Source organism: Snodgrassella alvi wkB2, from assembly GCF_000600005.1.
GTDB classification, from domain to species: Bacteria; Pseudomonadota; Gammaproteobacteria; order Burkholderiales; family Neisseriaceae; genus Snodgrassella; species Snodgrassella alvi.
Genome location: NZ_CP007446.1, coordinates 1 through 19,496 on the forward strand (window position 1 = coordinate 1; position 19,496 = coordinate 19,496).

Sequence of the window (19,496 nt, forward strand, 5' to 3'; positions counted from 1 at the left end):
TGGTAACGAATTTAACTAGTAAAAGTAATGAATTTTGCCAAACAGTGGATAAATTATCGCTATCAGAATTTATTTCTGCCAATTATCCACAGAAAGTATCATCAGCAGAAAAGTTATCCACATAATCCACAAATCATACTCATCCGCAAATAATAAGTTATCTACAATTAAATAGATGATTTTTTAATATTATTTTCACTTTTCCACAGGATGTATGGCTTCGTCTTTGTCTTCATCCATTTATTATTTATATTTTTATTTGAATAATAATTTTAAATTCCGACATGTTCACGTAATCCGGTTACTTCAACAGTTTTATCTCTGAATTGAAATAAAACATCAAAATTACCCAGATGCATAACAAAAACTTTGTCTGTATGGTGCTGATGCACCGGTCGCGGATCCTGGGCTAGACTTTGATTAACTAATTGAAAATATTCAAAATCTAATGAAAAAAATTGCATTTGATTTAATGCATGCTGTGACCAGTGAACTGTCAGTAATTCGCGTTCATGTGCAAAACTGCTATGTGCATAAGGTTTAGCCTCAACAAACGGAATATAGGGTTTGATATCAATTACCGGTGTCTGATCGAGAAAATCCACACCGCTTACATACAATCGAATCTGTTTATTACATTCAATTCGCTCTAGTTTTACCAGTGATAAACCTAAATGATTAGGTCGGTGCGGACTGCGAGTTGCAAAAACCCCTTTTTTTTCTTTACCTCCTAATTTTGGCGGTCTGATCAGAGGTTGCCAGCCGTCTTTAATGGTGGCATGAAAAATAAACTGAACCCAGATATATTCATAATCACTTAAACCGCGTACACATTCAGCAGTAAATTCTGTGGATAAATCGATATATGCCTGAGCTGCCGGTACCAGTCCTGGCTGCCGGGCAACTCCGAATTTTTGTTTATAGGGAGAATTAATGTAACCAATCGGGCGAATTGTCCAGTGCGGACCGGAATTTTCAGAAGATGCGGGCATAAAACGTACAAAATATGATTAATCAAAACAAGTATATTGTACGGTAATTAGTATATTTCTCTGTATATAAATTGTGGATAAAATAATTAATTTATTGTTTTTATTATTGCTTAAATTAATCATTAAATGAGTTTCATTTGATATCCGATTACTTAAGTTATGCACGGAATCATAATATTATCATTTAAGTTGTTGATAAATATGTTTTTATTATTTACAGTTTTATACTGATTTCCGTATAAATTCGAAACAGCTTGTTTATCTGGCAATATTACTGATTTATTAGCTGTTTAAAAGTATATTTTCTAATTAAAAATATTATTAATAACAATAAACAGACCATTATGATTGTGGATAATTTAATTTTTAGTGATAAGTGAATTTCTGTGGATTTTAATCTTGTATGGAAATGTCTGATTCATGTTTTCAACCAGAATAAATTATTAACCCGGTATTCCGGACTCGTAGCCTGAAGACCTACCTGTGGATAAATATAACAGAGTAGGGGAGTGGTTAACTATATGATTTTAATATTATAAAAAATAATTGTGTTGAATTGCGGATTTTAAGTTGCAATGGTTTTATTTCATACCCGAAATTAGGCTGAATTGATCTGTTTATAGCTGTTGATTATTTTTTACAGAATTAAAAATTATTGTACACAGTGATTTTAAAACCGGCCGGATAAAGTTATCCACAAATAATATTTAAACAGCAAAATGATATTTCCAACTGAGTGTCGGCAGTTTATCTGTATTTCTGTTACTATATCCGGTTAAGTATAAATTGATAGTAGCAATTAAATTACACTGATTAGCTGATTTATCTGTATTGCGGTGGTTAATCTGCAATCAGAATACCGGTAATCACTGATGATTGCCGGTTATGATTAATCTAAGGGTGGTTCAGATGAAAATATTGGTAGCGGTAAAGCGTGTTGTCGATTACAACGTGAAAGTACGTGTTAAACCTGATGAATCAGATGTGGATATTGGCAATGTGAAAATGTCGATGAATCCGTTTGATGAAATAGCTGTGGAAGAAGCTGTACGTTTAAAGGAGGCCGGTAAAGCCACTGAGGTGGTGGTGGTATCTTTAGGTGTAAAACAGTGTGAAGAAACCTTGCGTACAGCTCTGGCAATGGGTGCTGATCGTGCCATTCATGTTGAAACAGATGAAAAGCTCGAGCCGCTGGCCGTGGCTAAGTTATTAAAAGCCGTGGCCGAAACCGAGCAGCCGCAGTTATTGTTGCTGGGTAAGCAGGCAATTGATGATGATGCCAATCAGACGGCACAAATGCTTGCCGCTTTAATGCAGTTTGCTCAGGGTACTTTTGCCAGCAAAATAGAGCTTAAAGCAGATGAAGTGCTGGTTACCCGTGAAATTGACGGCGGACAGGAACAGCTGGCGCTGAAATTACCTGCTGTAATCAGTACTGATTTGCGGCTGAATGAACCTCGCTATATCAAGCTGCCGAATATTATGCAGGCAAAAAAGAAACCGCTTGAGAAAAAAACAGTAGCTGAGCTGGGTGTGGATATCAGCCCGCGGTTAGTACAGTTAAAGGTAACTGAACCGGCTGAGCGGGCTGCCGGCATCCGGGTTGGAAATGTGGCCGAGCTGGTAGACAGATTGCATCACGAAGCAAAAGTCATTTAAAGGAGATATTAATGTCTGTATTGATTATTGCTGAGTATCAGCAATCCTGTCTGGATGAGGCTACTTTGCATGCTGTATCTGCGGCACAGCAACTGGGGGAAATTGATATTCTGATAGCCGGGCACAATGTAGCCGGTATCGCTGCCCAGGCACAGCAAATTAGCGGGGTACGAAAAGTATTACTGGCTGATGCTCCTGACTATGTTCAGGTATTGGCGGAAGCAGTAGCTCCACTGGTAGTGCAACTTGCTGATTCATATGATTATATTATTGCAGCAGCTACTTGTTTCGGTAAAAATTTGTTACCGCGTGTTGCGGCTTTACTTGATTGTGCTCCTGTTTCTGATGTTGTTGCCATTATCGACAGTCAGACATTTGTTCACCCGATTTATGCCGGAAATGCTTTGCAAACAGTGCGTAGTGAACAATCGAAACAGTTGCTGACAATCCGGACTACCGCATTTGCTCTGGCAGAATCTGCTGGCGGGCAAGCGGCAATTGAATCTGTTGCCGCTGTTCCTGTGCCTGAATTAAGCCGTTTTATTGAACGTAAACTGACCAAATCAGATCATCCTGAGCTGACTACTGCTAAAGTGGTAGTCAGTGGCGGACGTGGTTTGGGCAGTGCTGAAAATTTTGCTGCACTTCTCAACCCGCTTGCCGATACCCTGAATGCAGCTATCGGTGCTTCACGCGCGGCTGTGGATGCCGGTTATGCTCCGAACGATTATCAGGTAGGGCAGACAGGGAAGGTAGTCGCACCGGAGTTATATATTGCTATTGGTATTTCAGGAGCCATTCAGCATCTGGCCGGAATGAAAGACAGTAAAGTTATTGTGGCTATTAATAAAGATGCTGATGCTCCGATTTTTAACGTAGCTGATTATGCGCTGGTTGCTGATTTAAATACTGCTGTTCCAGAACTGCTTGAACAGTTGAAGGCTCTCGGACATTAAATTGCTGATGGTTGTTGAATAATGTTTCACGTGAAACATTATTCAACAGTTTAGCCTTAAAACAAACGGGTAGAAAGTATCCGGTTTGCTGTAACTGATTGCCGGTAAACTGCCTGAATATACTCAGTATTCAGGCAAATTTTATGATGTCTTTTATAAAAAATTCAGCTTAAAACGATGAACCGATTACATGATAATCAGAGTTATGCTTTTGCATCAGATAATTATTCAGGTGTTCACCCGAAAATCATCGAGGCACTGGCAATTGCTAATGGCGGACATCAGCCTGCTTATGGTGCTGATGTGTATACGCTTACTCTACAACAGAAAATCAAACAGTTATTTGGTGAGCAGGCTGAAGCTTTTCCGGTATTTAACGGAACCGGAGCCAATGTTACCGCTTTACAGGCATTGTTGCCGCGCTGGGGTGCGGTGATTTGTGCGGAGAGCGCACATATTCAGTGTGATGAAGGAGTGGCGCCTGAACATCTGGCCGGAGTAAAGCTCCTGACGGTTGCTACTGATGATGGTAAATTAACCCCACAGCTGGTAGCCCGGCAAGCCTGGGGTTTTGGAATGGAACATCGTGCTCAGCCGGCAGTTGTGTATATCAGCCAGACTACTGAGCTGGGCACTTGTTATAGTGTGGCTGAAATCCGTGATCTGGCCGAATATTGTCATAAACATAATATGCAGCTTTATCTGGATGGAGCACGGCTGGCGAATGCACTGGTAGCGGAAAATACTGATGCCAGAACCATGATTACCGATACGGGTGTGGATATGCTTAATCTGGGCGGTACTAAAAATGGTATGTTGCAGGGCGAATGTATCATCAGTATGCGCGCAGATACTCATGCTGCTATGCCGTATCTGCGTAAAATTAATGCTCAGCTTGGCGCAAAAATGCGTTTTATTTCAGCACAATTTCTGGCATGGCTGGAAGACGATCTGTGGCTGGATCTGGCCGCCGGCAGTAATCTGATGGCAAAGCGGCTGGCTGCATCACTGACCGCAATTGAGCAGGTATCGGTTACTCAAAAAGTTCAGGCAAATGCTATATTTGCAATATTACCTGCTAATGCTCGTGCCCGTTTGCATCAGCAGTTTCATTTTTATGACTGGGATGAAAGCAAAGGAGAGGTACGCTGGATGACCAGTTTTGATACCACAACTGAGCAAGTTGATGCATTTGCGGCCGCTATCAGGCAGGCTGTTGCAGAAAAATGAGTACAATTTATCAATACACAACGCTGGCAGCACCGGCGCAGGCTGAATTTAAAGATAAGGGCAGCCGTTTTCTGGCCTTTGCCTATCCGGTGCAGGATGAATCAGAAATTCGCCAGTATGTGCAAACTTTGCGGGAACAGCATCACAAGGCACGTCATTGCTGTTTTGCATGGCGTCTGGGCGTAGATGGTAACCGTTATCGTGCCAATGATGATGGAGAACCTGCCGGGAGTGCCGGCAGGCCGATTCTCGGACAGATTGATTCTGCAAATATCACTGACGTTGTAGTGATAGTGGTACGTTATTTTGGTGGTACTTTGTTGGGAGTGCCCGGGCTGATCCATGCTTATAAATCTGCTACTGCGGCAGCGATAGAAACTGCTGATAAAATTTGTCTGGATGTATGCCGGCAATTATGGCTTTATTGTGATTATGCTCATTTGAGTGAAGCAATGCGCTGGTGCCGGCAGCAGCAGGCACAGATAATACAGCAGGATCTGCAGCAGCAGTGTTGTCTGACTGTCCGCCTGCCGCTTGCTCAGTTGGAAAGCGGGCTGTCATCTTTACGCAAGCTACGGATGATTGATGTTAAACTGGATAACTGAATATTATTACTAGTTAATGCTATAAAATGCAGCCGGCTGGCTGCATACACACCTTATTTTGGAGAAGGGGTATATGAAATTACTGGTTATCGGCAGCGGTGGAAGGGAACACGCTTTGGCCTGGCGTTTAGCACAGTCTCCCAAAGTAAATACGGTTTATGTTGCTCCGGGTAATACCGGTACTGCAACAGAACCAAAGCTGCTCAACCTTGCTGTATCTGATCATCAGCAGTTGATTGCCTTCTGTCGTGAACAGCAAATAGCATTTACAGTAGTCGGACCGGAAGCACCACTGGCAGCCGGTATTGTGGATGATTTTACTGCCGCTGGTCTGGCTGTTTTTGGTCCGAGTCAATATTGTGCTCAGCTGGAAAGCTCTAAAGATTTTGCTAAGGCGTTTATGTCCAGAACGGGTATCCCCACAGCTGCCTATCAGACTTTTACTGATGCTGAAGCTGCTCATCAGTATATTAGTCAGAAAGGCGCACCAATTGTTATCAAGGCTGATGGTCTGGCAGCCGGTAAGGGAGTGATTGTTGCCATGACACTGGCCGAAGCTCATCAGGCTGTAGATGATATGTTGCGGGATAATACTATGGGTGCTGCCGGTAGCCGGGTGGTAATCGAAGATTTTTTACAGGGAGAAGAAGCCAGCTTTATTGTTATGGTGGATGGTGAGCATGTTTTACCCATGGCTACCAGTCAGGATCACAAACGCCTGCTTGATTTCGATAAAGGCCCGAATACCGGCGGAATGGGTGCTTATTCTCCTGCACCGGTAGTGACTGAAGCTGTACATCAGCGGGTAATGGATGAAATTATTCTTCCTGTAGTAAAGGGAATGCAGGCTGACGGCCATCCTTATCGCGGCTTTCTGTATGCCGGTTTGATGATAGATGATAGCGGAGCACCGTATACTATAGAATTTAACTGCCGGTTTGGTGATCCGGAAACTCAGCCGATTATGTGCCGGTTACAAAGTGATCTGGTGGAGCTGATAGAAGCTGCTCTGGACAGCCGGCTTGATACGGTGACCGCTGAATGGCGAGATCAGGCTGCTGTTGGTGTGGTACTGGCGGCGGCTGGTTATCCACAGGATCCGCGTAAGGGAGATGTAATTTCCGGGATTACCGAGGCTAATCAAACCGGAAAAGTTTTCCATGCCGGTACAGCGTTTAATTCCCGGCATGAACTGGTTACTCATGGCGGACGGGTATTATGTGTAGTCGGATTAGGTGCAGATATCAAAACTGCACAAACCAAAGCTTATACTGCTCTGGAATCGATAAAATTTGCCGGTATGCAATACCGGCATGATATTGGTGCAAAAGCATTAAAAGCTGTGGATAACTAAGTCTGATTTTTATATTTTATCCGTTTATCAACAGATATTCTAATTATGTATTCTGTTTGGTCTGGCTGAGCAGAATACATAATTTTTTGGCTAAACCAGACAAATAGTATGTACTATCAAATTATTAAGATAAATTTTGATTATGGTGATATTCAATTTTAGCTTAGCACAGGCAAATGATAAGAATATAAAACTGTAACTGAATTGATTCTGTGGATAAATATAAAAATGATGTTATGGATAAGGCTGTCTGTAGATTGATTACATCCTCAACAGTTAAAATAAATCGGCATATTCATTAATGATTTTGAGGAATCAGTATAAAACTGTTTTATGCGGAAAATTTGAACTGGTTTCAATAAGAGGATTTAAGCATCAGAATATTCTTTATTAACTGTGTATTATCAGCAATTATAATCAAAATTGAATATGACTTATTCAGATATCAATTATTAATAACAGACATGATAGAAAAGGATAAACGTCATCAATACTATAGTGTCTGCACATAGTCATTTATCCAGTATTTATCCACAGTCACCGGGTTTCCGGCTAAAAATAACTGTTTTTGTATTCCGGCTTGTTTATCATCTATTTTGTTTAAAAATATGCTGAAATTTTTCCCGGCAAAGATGTTAACTATCAGTAATCAGTAAATTTTAAATCAGGCAAAAATTTAACAGCCAGAGAAAATAATTTATTGCAATTCTCAGTAAATTAACCGGATATTGAATATGCAGTGCTAAGTATAGCTGTACTTAATCCTGAATTTCTAAACCGGATAGAAGTGATATCTGGTTGTTTGGTACTAATAAGATTATAATAAATAAAATAACTTCTCGGTAACATTACCTACTTACAATAAGCGTTTTTTGGGCGGATATGATGTAGTGGTAGCATAACTGCTTCCCAAGCAGTTCGGGCGGGTTCGAATCCCGTTATCCGCTCCAGTAGACTAACTGTTATTTTAACTAATTAAGATAAATAAAATACTTATTAACAGTTTAGTTTTTAAAGCTTATAGTTTGAAAAACTGAATTTTTTAATTACTTTTTTTTGTTCGGGATATTATTTTTGTTTGATTTGTAATAGTCATGCTTCCATAATCAGTTTCGATTTACAAAATGGCAATTTTTGTAACTGATATTTATTTTATCTGTTAAATGATATCCACAGACTTATACACAATTTATAAAATTGACACTTTTATTTGTCTGCATTTATAGTTTTTTATGCCTATAGAGATACGAACAAATTGGATATATAATTTAAACTTCTAAACTACTGCTATTAATACTTACTGATTTATTATTCATAATTTTAATGTAAATTTTTATTATTTTTAATAAATTTGATTCTTACTATTACAGAAAATATAAACGGAATATTTAAAATTCAGATATACCGCTATAATTCTACATTATGTAGTTAAATAATTTCATAAAATACCAATAGAATATTCAGTATCTGCAAAAATACTGATAAATGATACAAAATCTGTCAAAATTTAATTTAAGCTTTTTATCTTATTTTTCTAAACAAATTAAGCAATAATGCTCCAATCTTATTTACAAGAATTATCAATAAGTAAAATTTATTTTAATATCCTGTTGTGGCTTTTATAATACATTTAATAATAGGTAAATAAATAGTATTTATCCCTTATAATCGCAAAATTTTATAAAAAGATTATATATAATCTACTGTTTTTATAAAAAAAATTTTTAAAAATATTTTATTCAGCTTCAAATAATCTTCTTTGAAACGCCTGTTTGTTTTACCACATTTATACAAATATTTATGTTATATTACTTAATAATTTAACTTTAATTTTAACGTTTTTTAAATTTTTTTTGGTTTTTTGATAAACGCATGATTTTAAAAAATTAGGAGTTAACCAATTGAATAAAATATATCGTGCGATATGGAATGAATCCACGCAGACATGGGTGGCTGCTTCTGAATTAGCTAAAAGTAAAACTAAGGCAAATACTGTTTCCTGTGGAAATAATGAATCGCCTGTATTGGGTAAAATTTGTAGTAATGCGTTCAAAGCTGGTTTACTGACATCTCTAGTTAATTTTGCTTTACTGGCACCTAATAGCTATGCAGGCTCAGGGACTCACTCTTTAATGGGGGGAGCTACCATTAACTCTGCCTATGATGGTTATCAAAATGTCAACACTACAGCTATTGAGGGTGATGACTTTGACTATTGCGGTGCTGATAATGTAAGCGGCCGGGGTAGTACTCAGGGTAATTCAGCGGCTGCATCAAAATCTATTTCTGCTTTAGAAGAGTATTTACGCTTTGCAAAGAATACAGCGTTTTCAGATAATAAAACTTCTTACAACCCTTATGGTACAACCGAACGGGTTGAAAGCTGGACACAAGCTAGTGGTACAGGGCAAGTAACACAGGGTAAAGATCAGGATGGTAAGCTTACACCTGGTTCTGGATACCAGAACCGACTTACTGGTGGCTACACGATCACATATATAAAGGCTTTTGGTATAGGTTCTTTTGCTTATGGCTGTAATGCTTATACTACAGGAAATCAATCCTTAGCATTTAATGCTAATGCTACTGCTACGGCCGGTGGAGCTCAGGCATTTGGCGTAGCAGCATATGCTTCGGGTCGGGCATCTAACGCTATAGGTGTTTCTTCTCAGGCTGCAGGAGTATCCGGTGTCGCATTAGGTTCTGTAGCTAACTCTGCAGGAGTTGGAAGTGTTGCTTTCGGTTTACAGTCAAATGCTGTAGCCGATGGTACTGTTGCTGTAGGGGTTAATGCTCAGGCTTCTGTGGATTCTGCAGTTGCTATTGGTAATGACAGCTTTGCAGACGGGAAAGAAAGTATCAGTATTGGTTCAGGTAATAAAGTTTCAGGTGAAGGGTCAATTGCTATAGGCAATTCTGAAACCGCCTCTACTTATGCCGCTGTAGACGGTACTCAGAGTGGTAAGTCCGGCGGTAATACCATAATCACCGGTAACCGCACACTTTCTATAGGTAATAAAAATACCGGTACAACAGATACTGGTGGTATTTCTGCCGCCAATACATCATTATTTGGTAACAAAAATAAAATTTATGAAGCCCTTGATGGTGTTCATGTAATTGGTAATAGTAATCAGATTGGTGTTGCCAATGCAACTAAACCGCTTCCCGGTAACGGCGCTACGGTAATTGGTAATAATACTATTGTTACTGCTGATAATGCTATTGCTCTGGGTAACAGTACCTATGTCAGTGGTGAAAGTGCGATTGCTATTGGTAACAGTGCCAAAGCTACAGAAGCCGGAGCTGTTGCTCTGGGTAAAGATTCTTTTGCAAATACTGCAGGAAATGTTGCCGGTTACAATCCGAATGAAAATGCATCTGCTGATAGCGCATGGCAAAGCAAGGTTACTGGTGCAAATACATGGAAAAGCACTACCGGTGCAGTAGCAGTAGGAAATACCTCTAATACCTCTGATGATAAGAACATTACCCGGCAGATAACAGGTGTAGCCGCCGGTTCTGACTATACTGATGCAGTCAATGTTGCTCAGTTGAAGAGTTTACATTCTTATGCCTTAAGCAGTTTGAATACCGAATCAGAAACTTTTAATAATAATCTGGTTTCTGTTGGCAATTCAATCGATACCCTTTCAACTTCAGTAGATAGTAAACTAACGGATCTGAATTCAAAGATCAATTCTCTCTCGGTGACGGCATTAGGAGAGAATGGACAACTCAACAGACTGGATAAAAATATTGCTGATTTAAGTCTGTCAACTTCTGACGGTATCAAGTTATTACAGCAGAATACTTTACAGTATAAGAAAGATGATAATCTCGGAGGTTTTTATAATGTTGGTTCTGATGATGGGAGAACTCAAAATAAAATAATCAATGTGGAAGCAGATGATTCTGTAGTTACTGACGGATCTACATATTTGATTAATGGTGGTCTTTTAAACAAAACTAATTCTCAGATCAGTCTGTTATCATCAAGTATAAGCGATGGTGTTACTAAACTTAACTCCGGAGCTGATGAAGTTTCATCGACTACAAGTGATAAAGCACCGAAAATAGATGCTCAGATGACTGATTTTAATCAGTCTCTTTCTAAAGATATCAGCAATTTAAGATCGGTTATACTTGAGTGGACTGAAGAACCTGATAAAAGTAAAACTTTTAAATCTAAAGATGAAACAAAAATAACCGGTGTTGCCAGAGGTGATGCAGAAAGTGCAAGTTCCTCAGATGCTGTAACCGGCGGACAATTAAGTGAAGTTAACTCATTAGTTACTAAAGTAACTAATGATGTGAAGACTAGTACTACCAATAATGATATTCAGATTGATAAACTGGCATTAGATACAGATTTGCAAATATCGGACACTAATACTAAGCTGGATACTCTGACTACTTCTATTTCAACAGGTTTGAGCCGCATAACACGTAATGCTCTTTTGTTTAATGCAACCGCAGGTAAATATCAGGAAGATACTAACAAGACTCCGCAAAAAATCAGTAATGCAGAAGCAGGTGATATAAGTGAAAATTCTGACGATGCAATAACCGGAGGACAACTATATACTACAAATACTAAACTGATAAATCTGTCTTCATCTATTTCTGCCGGATGGAATACTCTTTCTGAACAGCGCAGCAGTATTTCGACTTCAGCCAGCAGTAGTCTTAGTACTTTATCCGGTATAATAAATGGAAAACTGGAATCATTATCAACAGTCACTACTAATAGTTTACAAACTTTAAGTAATAATCTGCAGGTATTATCTTCTTCTGCCTCTACTGCAATCAGTAATTTGCAGGAAAGTACAATATTATACGGCGCAGATGAGATGTTCCATGCCACGCGTGATAATCTGGCTCAAAAAATAACCGGTGTTGCTCCGGCAGACCTGAGTCAGAATTCAATGGATATGGTTAATGGTGGTCAGTTATATACCACCAATTCCAGGATTGACAGTCTGTCCACTGCTGTTAACACTAATTTCAGCAGCTTATCCGGTTCAATATCTGTGTCAGTTAGTGCGAGCCTGAGTGACTTATCAGCAAGTCTGAATGTAAACAGAGATAAAGTTTCTTCTCTGCAGGCTAATGCACTGCAATGGGACGATATTGCTAAAGCTTACAGTGCAAAGCATGGTAATACAGATAGTACTACAGATGGCAGGCAGAAAATTACTAATGTTCTTGAAGGCAATATTACCAGTCCGGATTCAACCGATGCGGTAACCGGCGGACAGTATTATAATCTGGATACTGCTATAACTGACAAAGTAAGTACACTTTCGACAAATGCGCTGAGTTCTGTTGATGGGATTAATAAGAGTATCTCATTATTACAGCAACAGATGTTGACGCTTGACGGAAACAAATTTAATGCTGAACGTGCTGAAATAAAACAGAAAATTACCGGTGTGGCTGAAGCTGCGCTGAATAGTGCCTCAACAGATGCTGTTGTTGGAAAGCAGCTGTCTTCAACGAATTTTTCTCTGAGTAGCTTAATTACTTCAACTAATGCCGGATTTAAAGCATTTTCCAACTCGTTAGATCAGTACTCTGAAAATACCGAAAAAACAAGGACGGACTTGGTAAATGGTATTAATACAAGTATCAGTTCTTTGCAGAGTAATGCTTTACTGTGGGACAAAGATAATGGATACAGTGCTACCCATGATATTAAAGGAAATCAGAAAATTACCAACGTTTCTGCTCTTGATGGTAATCTTGCCCCGGGTTCAACTGATGCATTAACAGGTAGTCAGGTCAGCCGTTTCATTACTTCCAGAGATAAAAGTATTAATAAAGTATATGCAGACTTACAAGGCTTATCTGCAGATTCAATCAAAAAACTGGAAAGTGAAATTACGAATGGTCTGAATGGAGTTAATCAGGAAATAGCGGGATTAAAACAGAATCTGTTACTATGGAATGACAAAGCCGGAGCTTATGATGCCAGTCATAATACGTCTGCTGGAGCGGAAAAAATTACCAATGTTGCTGAGGGCAGATTGGTTTCCGGTTCAACGGATGCTGTAACCGGTAAACAGTTATTTACAACTAAATCTAATATCGCAACGCTGAGTACATCATCAGTTAATGATCTGGATAAGAAATCCAATAGCATTAACGATAATCTGAATAATCAAAAGACTATTCTGGGCAATTCTATTGCTACAGGTATCAATAAACTGGGCAGTGATATAAATTCTAATATACAGTCAGTAGATTCTGGTATTGAAGACTTGAAACAGACTGCGCTGCAATGGAACGGTAGTTCTTATGATGCCAGTCATGGTCAGGTAGGCGGTAAAAACAAAATCACCAATGTGGATCAGGGTAACTTATATGATAAATCAACCGATGCAGTAATAGGTGATCAGTTAGCCAGAACCAATACCAGTATTAAAACTTTATCTGACGGTCTTAGTACCAGTCTGCAGAAATTATCCGGTTCCATTTCTTCTATCGTGGATCAATATTCATCTGACTGGGAAAAAGACCTGATTACCCGGAAAGATTCTTTCTCTACAAGTATTAATTCCGGTTTAAATAATATTAATACCAGTCTTTCAAAGATAAAGCAAAATGCATTACTATGGAACGGTAGTGCTTATGATGCCTCTGTTGAAAATAGTAAAGGAGCCATTACTAATGTAGCAAAAGGTGATTTGCAGAAAAATTCACATGATGCAGTAGTTGGTGCTCAGTTGTTTACTACTAATACGAAGCTAAATTCGCTTTCTACATCATTTGACGATAAAGTAAAAGATTATCAAAGTGCAACTCAAAACAGTTTAAACAGCTTATCTACAGCTCTGGGCAATTCTTCTTTTTCCGGTCTTGAAAGTCTGTCTTCATCAGCTGCACTAGCTCTGGGTAATATAAATGATGGTATTTCAGATCTGAAACAGAATGCATTGCAGTGGAAAGGCAATGCCTATAATGCCGGCTATGGTGCTGAAAGTGAAAAGAAAAATATTACCAATGTTGCCGATGGTCTGCTTGCAAAAGGATCAAAAGATGCAGTCACAGGTAATCAGCTCTATAATACTAATGTAGCTATCAGTGATCTGAAAAAAGAAGTAGATGACGGTGTAACCCGTTTAACCAGTTCCCATGATATTTTTGATAAAAATATAGCTGCTTTAACTGAAAAACTTGAAAAAACTGCTGGCAGTCTGTCAAGTTTGTCTACAACTACTGAAACCGATCTGAACAGTATTAATACTGGTATTTCCAATTTGCAGGATAATGCTTTGCAATGGAAAGATAGTGCTTATAATGCCCATCATGGTACAAAAGATGATAAAAACATCATTACTCATGTGGCAGCAGGTAGTCTGAAAGAAGATTCATCAGACGCGGTAACGGGTGCACAGCTATTCGGTACCCAAAGTAATATTACCGTTCTGGAAAGCAAACTGACAGGTGTATCTGATAGTTTGAGTTCTGGTATCAGTAGTTTATCTGACTCACTGAATAATTTAACCACTTCCAATTTGTCTGCTCTGGAGCAGAGCAGAGACCACATTGAAAGTGATATTACAAGTCTCTCTTCAATTACCTCTTCAGTACTAAGCTCGGCTGACAGTGATCTCGCTGTTCTCAGTGAAAATGCATTACAGTGGAAAGATGGTTCATATGATGCCAGCCATGGCAAAGAAAATGATAAAAATTTTATCAAGAATGCTGGTAAAGGTGATGTATATGCCGGTTCAACCGATGCCATTACCGGCGATCAGTTATATACAACCGGCAGCCATTTGGATGCACTGAGTTATAGTTTCAGTACTAGTTTTGATAGTTTTTCAACTACATTAAACAGTTTAATTGATAAAGGTGTTGGAAGCCTTTCTAGCAGTGTTGCCAGTATTGATGGAGAAGTAAGTAAATTACAACAGAATGCGTTACAATGGAACAAGAGTATTTCTGCATATGATGCAAGTTCTGTAACTGGCAAACCGGCAAAAATTACTCAGGTTGCCGATGGTCGGGTAGAATTAAATTCGTCAGATGCTATTACTGGTGCTCAACTGTTTAGCCTGTCCACGGTGTCTAAAGATAACCTGGTCAACGTAGCCTCCTCAATGAATTTAAGTTTAAGTACAATACAAGATTCAGTAGATAGTTCCTCTGCTTCACTTTCTAGTCAATATAATACGTTATCAAAAGATATTTCGAACAATTTCAATGAATTTTCCACTAGTACTTCGCTAAGTTTAGACAGCTTGTCCACTGGTAATTCAACTACTGTGTCGAATCTGGCTGACGGTATAAATACAAGCCTGAGCGCTCAGTCTGACAGTATAGACAATAGTATCAATAAGCTGTCTACAGAATTTGATAATAATCTGAATAACCTGACTTCAAATATTGCAGAATCTGCTGAAGAATTAACTAATTCATTAAATACTGTTAACAAGGGTGTAAATACACTCAAGCAGAATGCACTGCAATGGAATGAAGAAGCCGGTGCGTATAGTGCAAATCATGGAACTGGTAATGCACAAAGAATTACCAACGTAGCTGCCGGTAATGTAGCGCCGGATTCAAGCGATGCTATTAATGGCAGCCAGTTCTTCCAACTGTCCGGCTCAGCATCAACAGGGCTGAACAATCTGTCAACCAGTCTGAGCACAGTAACCAACAATCAGTTAAACAGTCTGTCTACTATTATTAGTAATAGTCTGAGCACTGTGAATCAAAACGTATCCAGTTTGTCAACCGGACTGAATACTGTTACTGAAAAGGTTACTGCATTGCAGACTGATGCACTGCAATGGGATAAAGTAAACGGTAATTACAAGGCTGATCATGGTACCGGTAATGCTCAGAAGATTACACAGGTAGCAGCAGGTTCGATAGCGGCAAATTCTACCGATGCAGTTAACGGTGCACAGATGTACAGTTTGTCAACCGGTACTGCTGACAGTGTCAATAAACTGACTGAAAATCTGAATAAAACCAATTTAGGTTTAGGTTCACTGTCCACAGCAACAAACACAGACCTGAAAAATCTGAAAGACAGTTTGAAGAGCACCAACGATGGACTGACTCAGCTGTCATCCAGTACTTCAGGCAGTATACAGAGCATTAGCACCAGTCTGGACACACTGACTACTTCTACAGCTAACAGCCTGCAGGCTCTGGACAAAGGTCTGAAAGATACCAGCAGCAGCGTATCCGCATTGCAGACTAATGCCTTGCAGTGGAACGCAGACAAAGGTGTTTATGATGCCAGCCGAAACGGCAGTGCCAAAGTTCTGAGTGGTGTGGCAGCAGGAGCAGTGAGTGCAGTATCCACAGAAGCGGTTAACGGCGGACAGCTGTATAGTCTGTCTACGGTAACTGTAGCAGGACTGAACAGTGTCAGCACCGGTCTGAGCAGTTTGTCAGAGTCTGCGACTACCGGTCTGAACAATCTGTCAGCCAGTCTGAGCAGTGCGAATCAGAATCTGACTACCTTGCAGCAGAATGCATTGCAGTGGAACAGCACACTGACTGCTTATGATGCCGGTCATAATGGTACGGCGCAGCGGATTACCAATGTAGCAGCAGGCAATATAGCATTGGATTCTACAGATGCAGTAAACGGTGGTCAGCTATTCAGTCTGTCCAGCTCAGCATCAACAGGACTGAGCAGTCTGTCAACCAATCTGAGTAAAGTAACCGACAATCAGTTAGGCAGTCTGTCTACTATTATTGGTGATAATCTGAACACTGTGAATCAAAACGTGTCCAGTCTGTCATCCAGTCTGAATGATACTAATACTAATGTAGGCAATCTGCAGAAAGATGCATTGCAATGGAACAGTACAATTAGTGCCTATGATGCAACCCGTGGCGGTCGTGCGCAGACACTGACCGGAATAGCCGGCGGGGACATCAGCCCTACATCAAGTGATGCGGTTAACGGTGCGCAGATGTACAGTCTGTCAACGCTGACTCAGACAGGTCTGAGCAGCAGCAGTACTGGTCTGAGCAGCCTGAGCAGTGTTACCTCATCTGCTCTGAATAATGTAAATAGAAGTCTGGAGTCACTGTCCACAGAAACTCATACAGGACTGAACAGTGTCAGCACCGGTCTGAGCAGTTTGTCAGAGTCTACGACTACCGGTCTGAACAATCTGACAGCCAGTCTGAACAGTACGAATCAGAATCTGACTACCTTGCAGCAGAATGCATTGCAGTGGAATGGCACTGCGTATGATGCCGGTAGAAGTAATACTGTACAGAAAATTACTAACGTTGCGGCAGGCAGAATAGCAGTTGATTCTACTGATGCAGTGAACGGCAGCCAGTTCTTTAACCTGTCAGGTTCAACATCAACAGGGCTGAACAGTCTGTCAACCAGTCTGAGCACAGTAACCAACGATCAGTTAAGCAGTTTGTCTACTATTACTGGTGATAATCTGAACACTGTGAATAAAAATGTGACTAGTCTGTCAACCAGTCTGGATAAAACTAATATTAATGTAGGCAATCTGCAGAAAGATGCATTGCAAAGAAACCGGGTAAGCGGTGATTTTGATGCAAGACGCGAAGATAAAGAGCAGAAACTGACTGGTATAGCTGCCGGAGATATCAGTGCAACTTCATCTGATGTTATTAACGGTACGCAGATGTTCAGACTGTCAACGCTGACTCAGACAGGTCTGGGCAGCATCAGTACTGGTCTGAGCAGCCTGAGCAGTGTTACCTCATCTTCTCTGGATAATGTAAATAGAAGTCTGGAGTCACTGTCCACAGAAACTCATACAGGACTGAACAGTGTCAGCACCGGTCTGAGCAGTTTGTCAGAGTCTACGACTACCGGTCTGAACAATCTGACAGCCAGTCTGAACAGTACGAATCAGAATCTGACTACCTTGCAGCAGAATGCATTGCAGTGGAACAGCACACTGACTGCTTATGATGCCGGCCATAATGGTATAGCGCAGCGGATTACCAATGTAGCAGCAGGCAGAATAGCAGCTGATTCTACAGATGCAGTAAATGGTGGTCAGCTATTCAGTCTGTCCGGCTCAACATCAACAGGGCTGAGCAGTCTGTCGACAGTAGTTTCATCCACTGTTATTAATGGAATCAGCACTATAAGCAGCTCCCTGTCTACCGGCTATGAAAGTCTGTCACACAGCCTGAGTACGGCAACAGACAATCTGCAACAGCTGACAAACATCACCAGCAGCAGTCTGAGCAGCTTATCAACTGTTGCAAGTACAACTCAGAACGATGTGACAGATCTGAAAGAGAAAGTACTGAAATGGAATGATGATAAAGGCGGATTTGATGCAGGAAGACCAAACAATCTGACCCGTGATCCAGGTTTAGGTAAGATCTATAACGTGAAAGATGGTGAGATTGCAGCGGGTTCGCATGAAGCAGTAACCGGCGGACAGCTTTACACAGTGCAAACCGATCTGTCTGCTCTGTCAACATCTACATCGGATATAGTGAATTCATTAAACAAAACTCTGGATGAATTATCAACAAGTAATGTTATTACTAACGTAGCTAATCTGACCAAAAATGCATTGCAATGGAAAGATGATGGTACAGGTCACAATACAGGGTTTTATGATGCTGGTTATAATGGTACTGCACAGCGGATTACCAATATTGCAGCCGGTAATATAGCTCAAGGTTCTCTTGATGCGGTTAATGCCGGTCAGTTGTGGACGGTACAAAGCAGCCTGAGTACTCTGTCAACTAAAGTAGATGCTCTGCCGACGGGGAATGTTTCAGATGCTGAACTGGCCAGTCTGTCAACGGCAATCAGTACAGGTATAGCCAATCAGATTTCTACCGCAGCGTCTAGTCTGGGTACTTCCTACCAGCCGAGTGCAAACAGTATTGAGCCGCCAAAATACGATAGTATTACACCGACAGGAGGTGTGGTATCGGCAGATAATGTAGATGATGCACTGGCAAATTTGAGGAATTACGGTACTAAGTTTGTGAAAAGTAATTCTGCAAAAGCAACCTCAGTTGCACAGGGTGCTGATTCTATCGCAGTAGGCGGAGCAGCTATGGCCAGCGGAACATCGGCAGTTGCAATCGGTGATTCTGCAAGTGCTCCGTCAGCCAATGCTGTGGCACTGGGTAGTCAGGCTAAGGTAACACAGACCGGAGGCGTAGCACTTGGTGCGGGTTCAGTAGCGAATACGGCAGCCGGAATAGAAAGCTATATTCCGGTAACGGCAACGTCACAGCAGGCAGCAGCGATCCGGGCAACGAAGAGTACGGAAGGTGCGGTATCTGTAGGTGATGCATCGAAAGATATATATCGTCAGATAACCGGAGTTGCAGCAGGTACGGCTGATACTGATGCAGTAAACGTGGCTCAGCTTAAAGGTGTTGATAATCAGGTTAGCAGAATAAATGAATATGTTAACCAGATAAATGATAATGTTCACCGTGTTGAGCGCCGTGCATATTCAGGAACGGCAATGGCCATGGCCTTGTCCGGTGCTTATCTGCCTTCCCTGAATGGTGGTGAACAGACCGTTGGTGTTGGTGTCGGTGCATATCGTGGCTATGGTGCTATTGGTGTAAACTATAAGGCAGCAAGTAAAAACGGCAAAATAACATGGGGTGCAGGTGTTTCCACAACAGGTAAAGAGGTCGCAGTTAATTCTGTACTTGGCTTTAAGTGGTAAGAAAACCTGATTAAGCAGAC

General features: G+C 40.5%; 7 protein-coding genes and 1 tRNA gene. 7 read left to right on the forward strand and 1 reads right to left on the reverse strand.

The genetic code is table 11. The features are described 5' to 3' along the window. Positions 1 to 272: 272 nt before the first annotated feature. Positions 273 to 992, reverse strand: a complete 720-nt coding sequence (gene tsaA, locus SALWKB2_RS00005; RefSeq protein WP_025329660.1) for a tRNA (N6-threonylcarbamoyladenosine(37)-N6)-methyltransferase TrmO — start codon at positions 990 to 992, stop codon at positions 273 to 275. Between the two features lie 909 nt (positions 993 to 1,901). Here tsaA and SALWKB2_RS00010 point away from each other — a divergent pair. From SALWKB2_RS00010 to SALWKB2_RS00040, 7 genes are all read left to right on the forward strand, one after another. Next, on the forward strand, positions 1,902 to 2,651 hold the full coding sequence (locus SALWKB2_RS00010) for an electron transfer flavoprotein subunit beta/FixA family protein (RefSeq protein ID WP_025329661.1): 750 nt from the start codon (positions 1,902 to 1,904) through the stop codon (positions 2,649 to 2,651). A gap of 11 nt (positions 2,652 to 2,662) precedes the next feature. Further along, positions 2,663 to 3,607 (forward strand): electron transfer flavoprotein subunit alpha/FixB family protein, encoded by a 945-nt coding sequence (locus SALWKB2_RS00015; protein WP_025329662.1) that lies wholly within the window; start codon positions 2,663 to 2,665, stop codon positions 3,605 to 3,607. A 177-nt stretch (positions 3,608 to 3,784) separates the two neighbouring features. Beyond that, a complete protein-coding gene (locus SALWKB2_RS00020) occupies positions 3,785 to 4,837 on the forward strand; it encodes a threonine aldolase family protein (RefSeq protein WP_025329663.1) in 1,053 nt (350 codons plus the stop codon). Beyond that, a complete protein-coding gene (locus SALWKB2_RS00025; protein ID WP_025329664.1) occupies positions 4,834 to 5,442 on the forward strand; it encodes an IMPACT family protein in 609 nt (202 codons plus the stop codon). The genes SALWKB2_RS00020 and SALWKB2_RS00025 overlap by 4 nt, the downstream gene beginning before the upstream one ends. A 73-nt stretch (positions 5,443 to 5,515) precedes the next feature. Continuing rightward, positions 5,516 to 6,796 (forward strand): phosphoribosylamine--glycine ligase, encoded by a 1,281-nt coding sequence (purD, locus tag SALWKB2_RS00030; RefSeq protein ID WP_025329665.1) that lies wholly within the window; start codon positions 5,516 to 5,518, stop codon positions 6,794 to 6,796. Between the two features lie 876 nt (positions 6,797 to 7,672). Continuing rightward, a tRNA-Gly gene (locus SALWKB2_RS00035) sits at positions 7,673 to 7,746 on the forward strand. 951 nt (positions 7,747 to 8,697) lie between these two features. After that, the gene (locus tag SALWKB2_RS00040) at positions 8,698 to 19,476 is read left to right on the forward strand and encodes an ESPR-type extended signal peptide-containing protein (RefSeq protein WP_025329666.1); all 10,779 of its coding nucleotides are present in this window, start codon (positions 8,698 to 8,700) and stop codon (positions 19,474 to 19,476) included. The last annotated feature ends 20 nt before the right edge of the window (positions 19,477 to 19,496 follow it).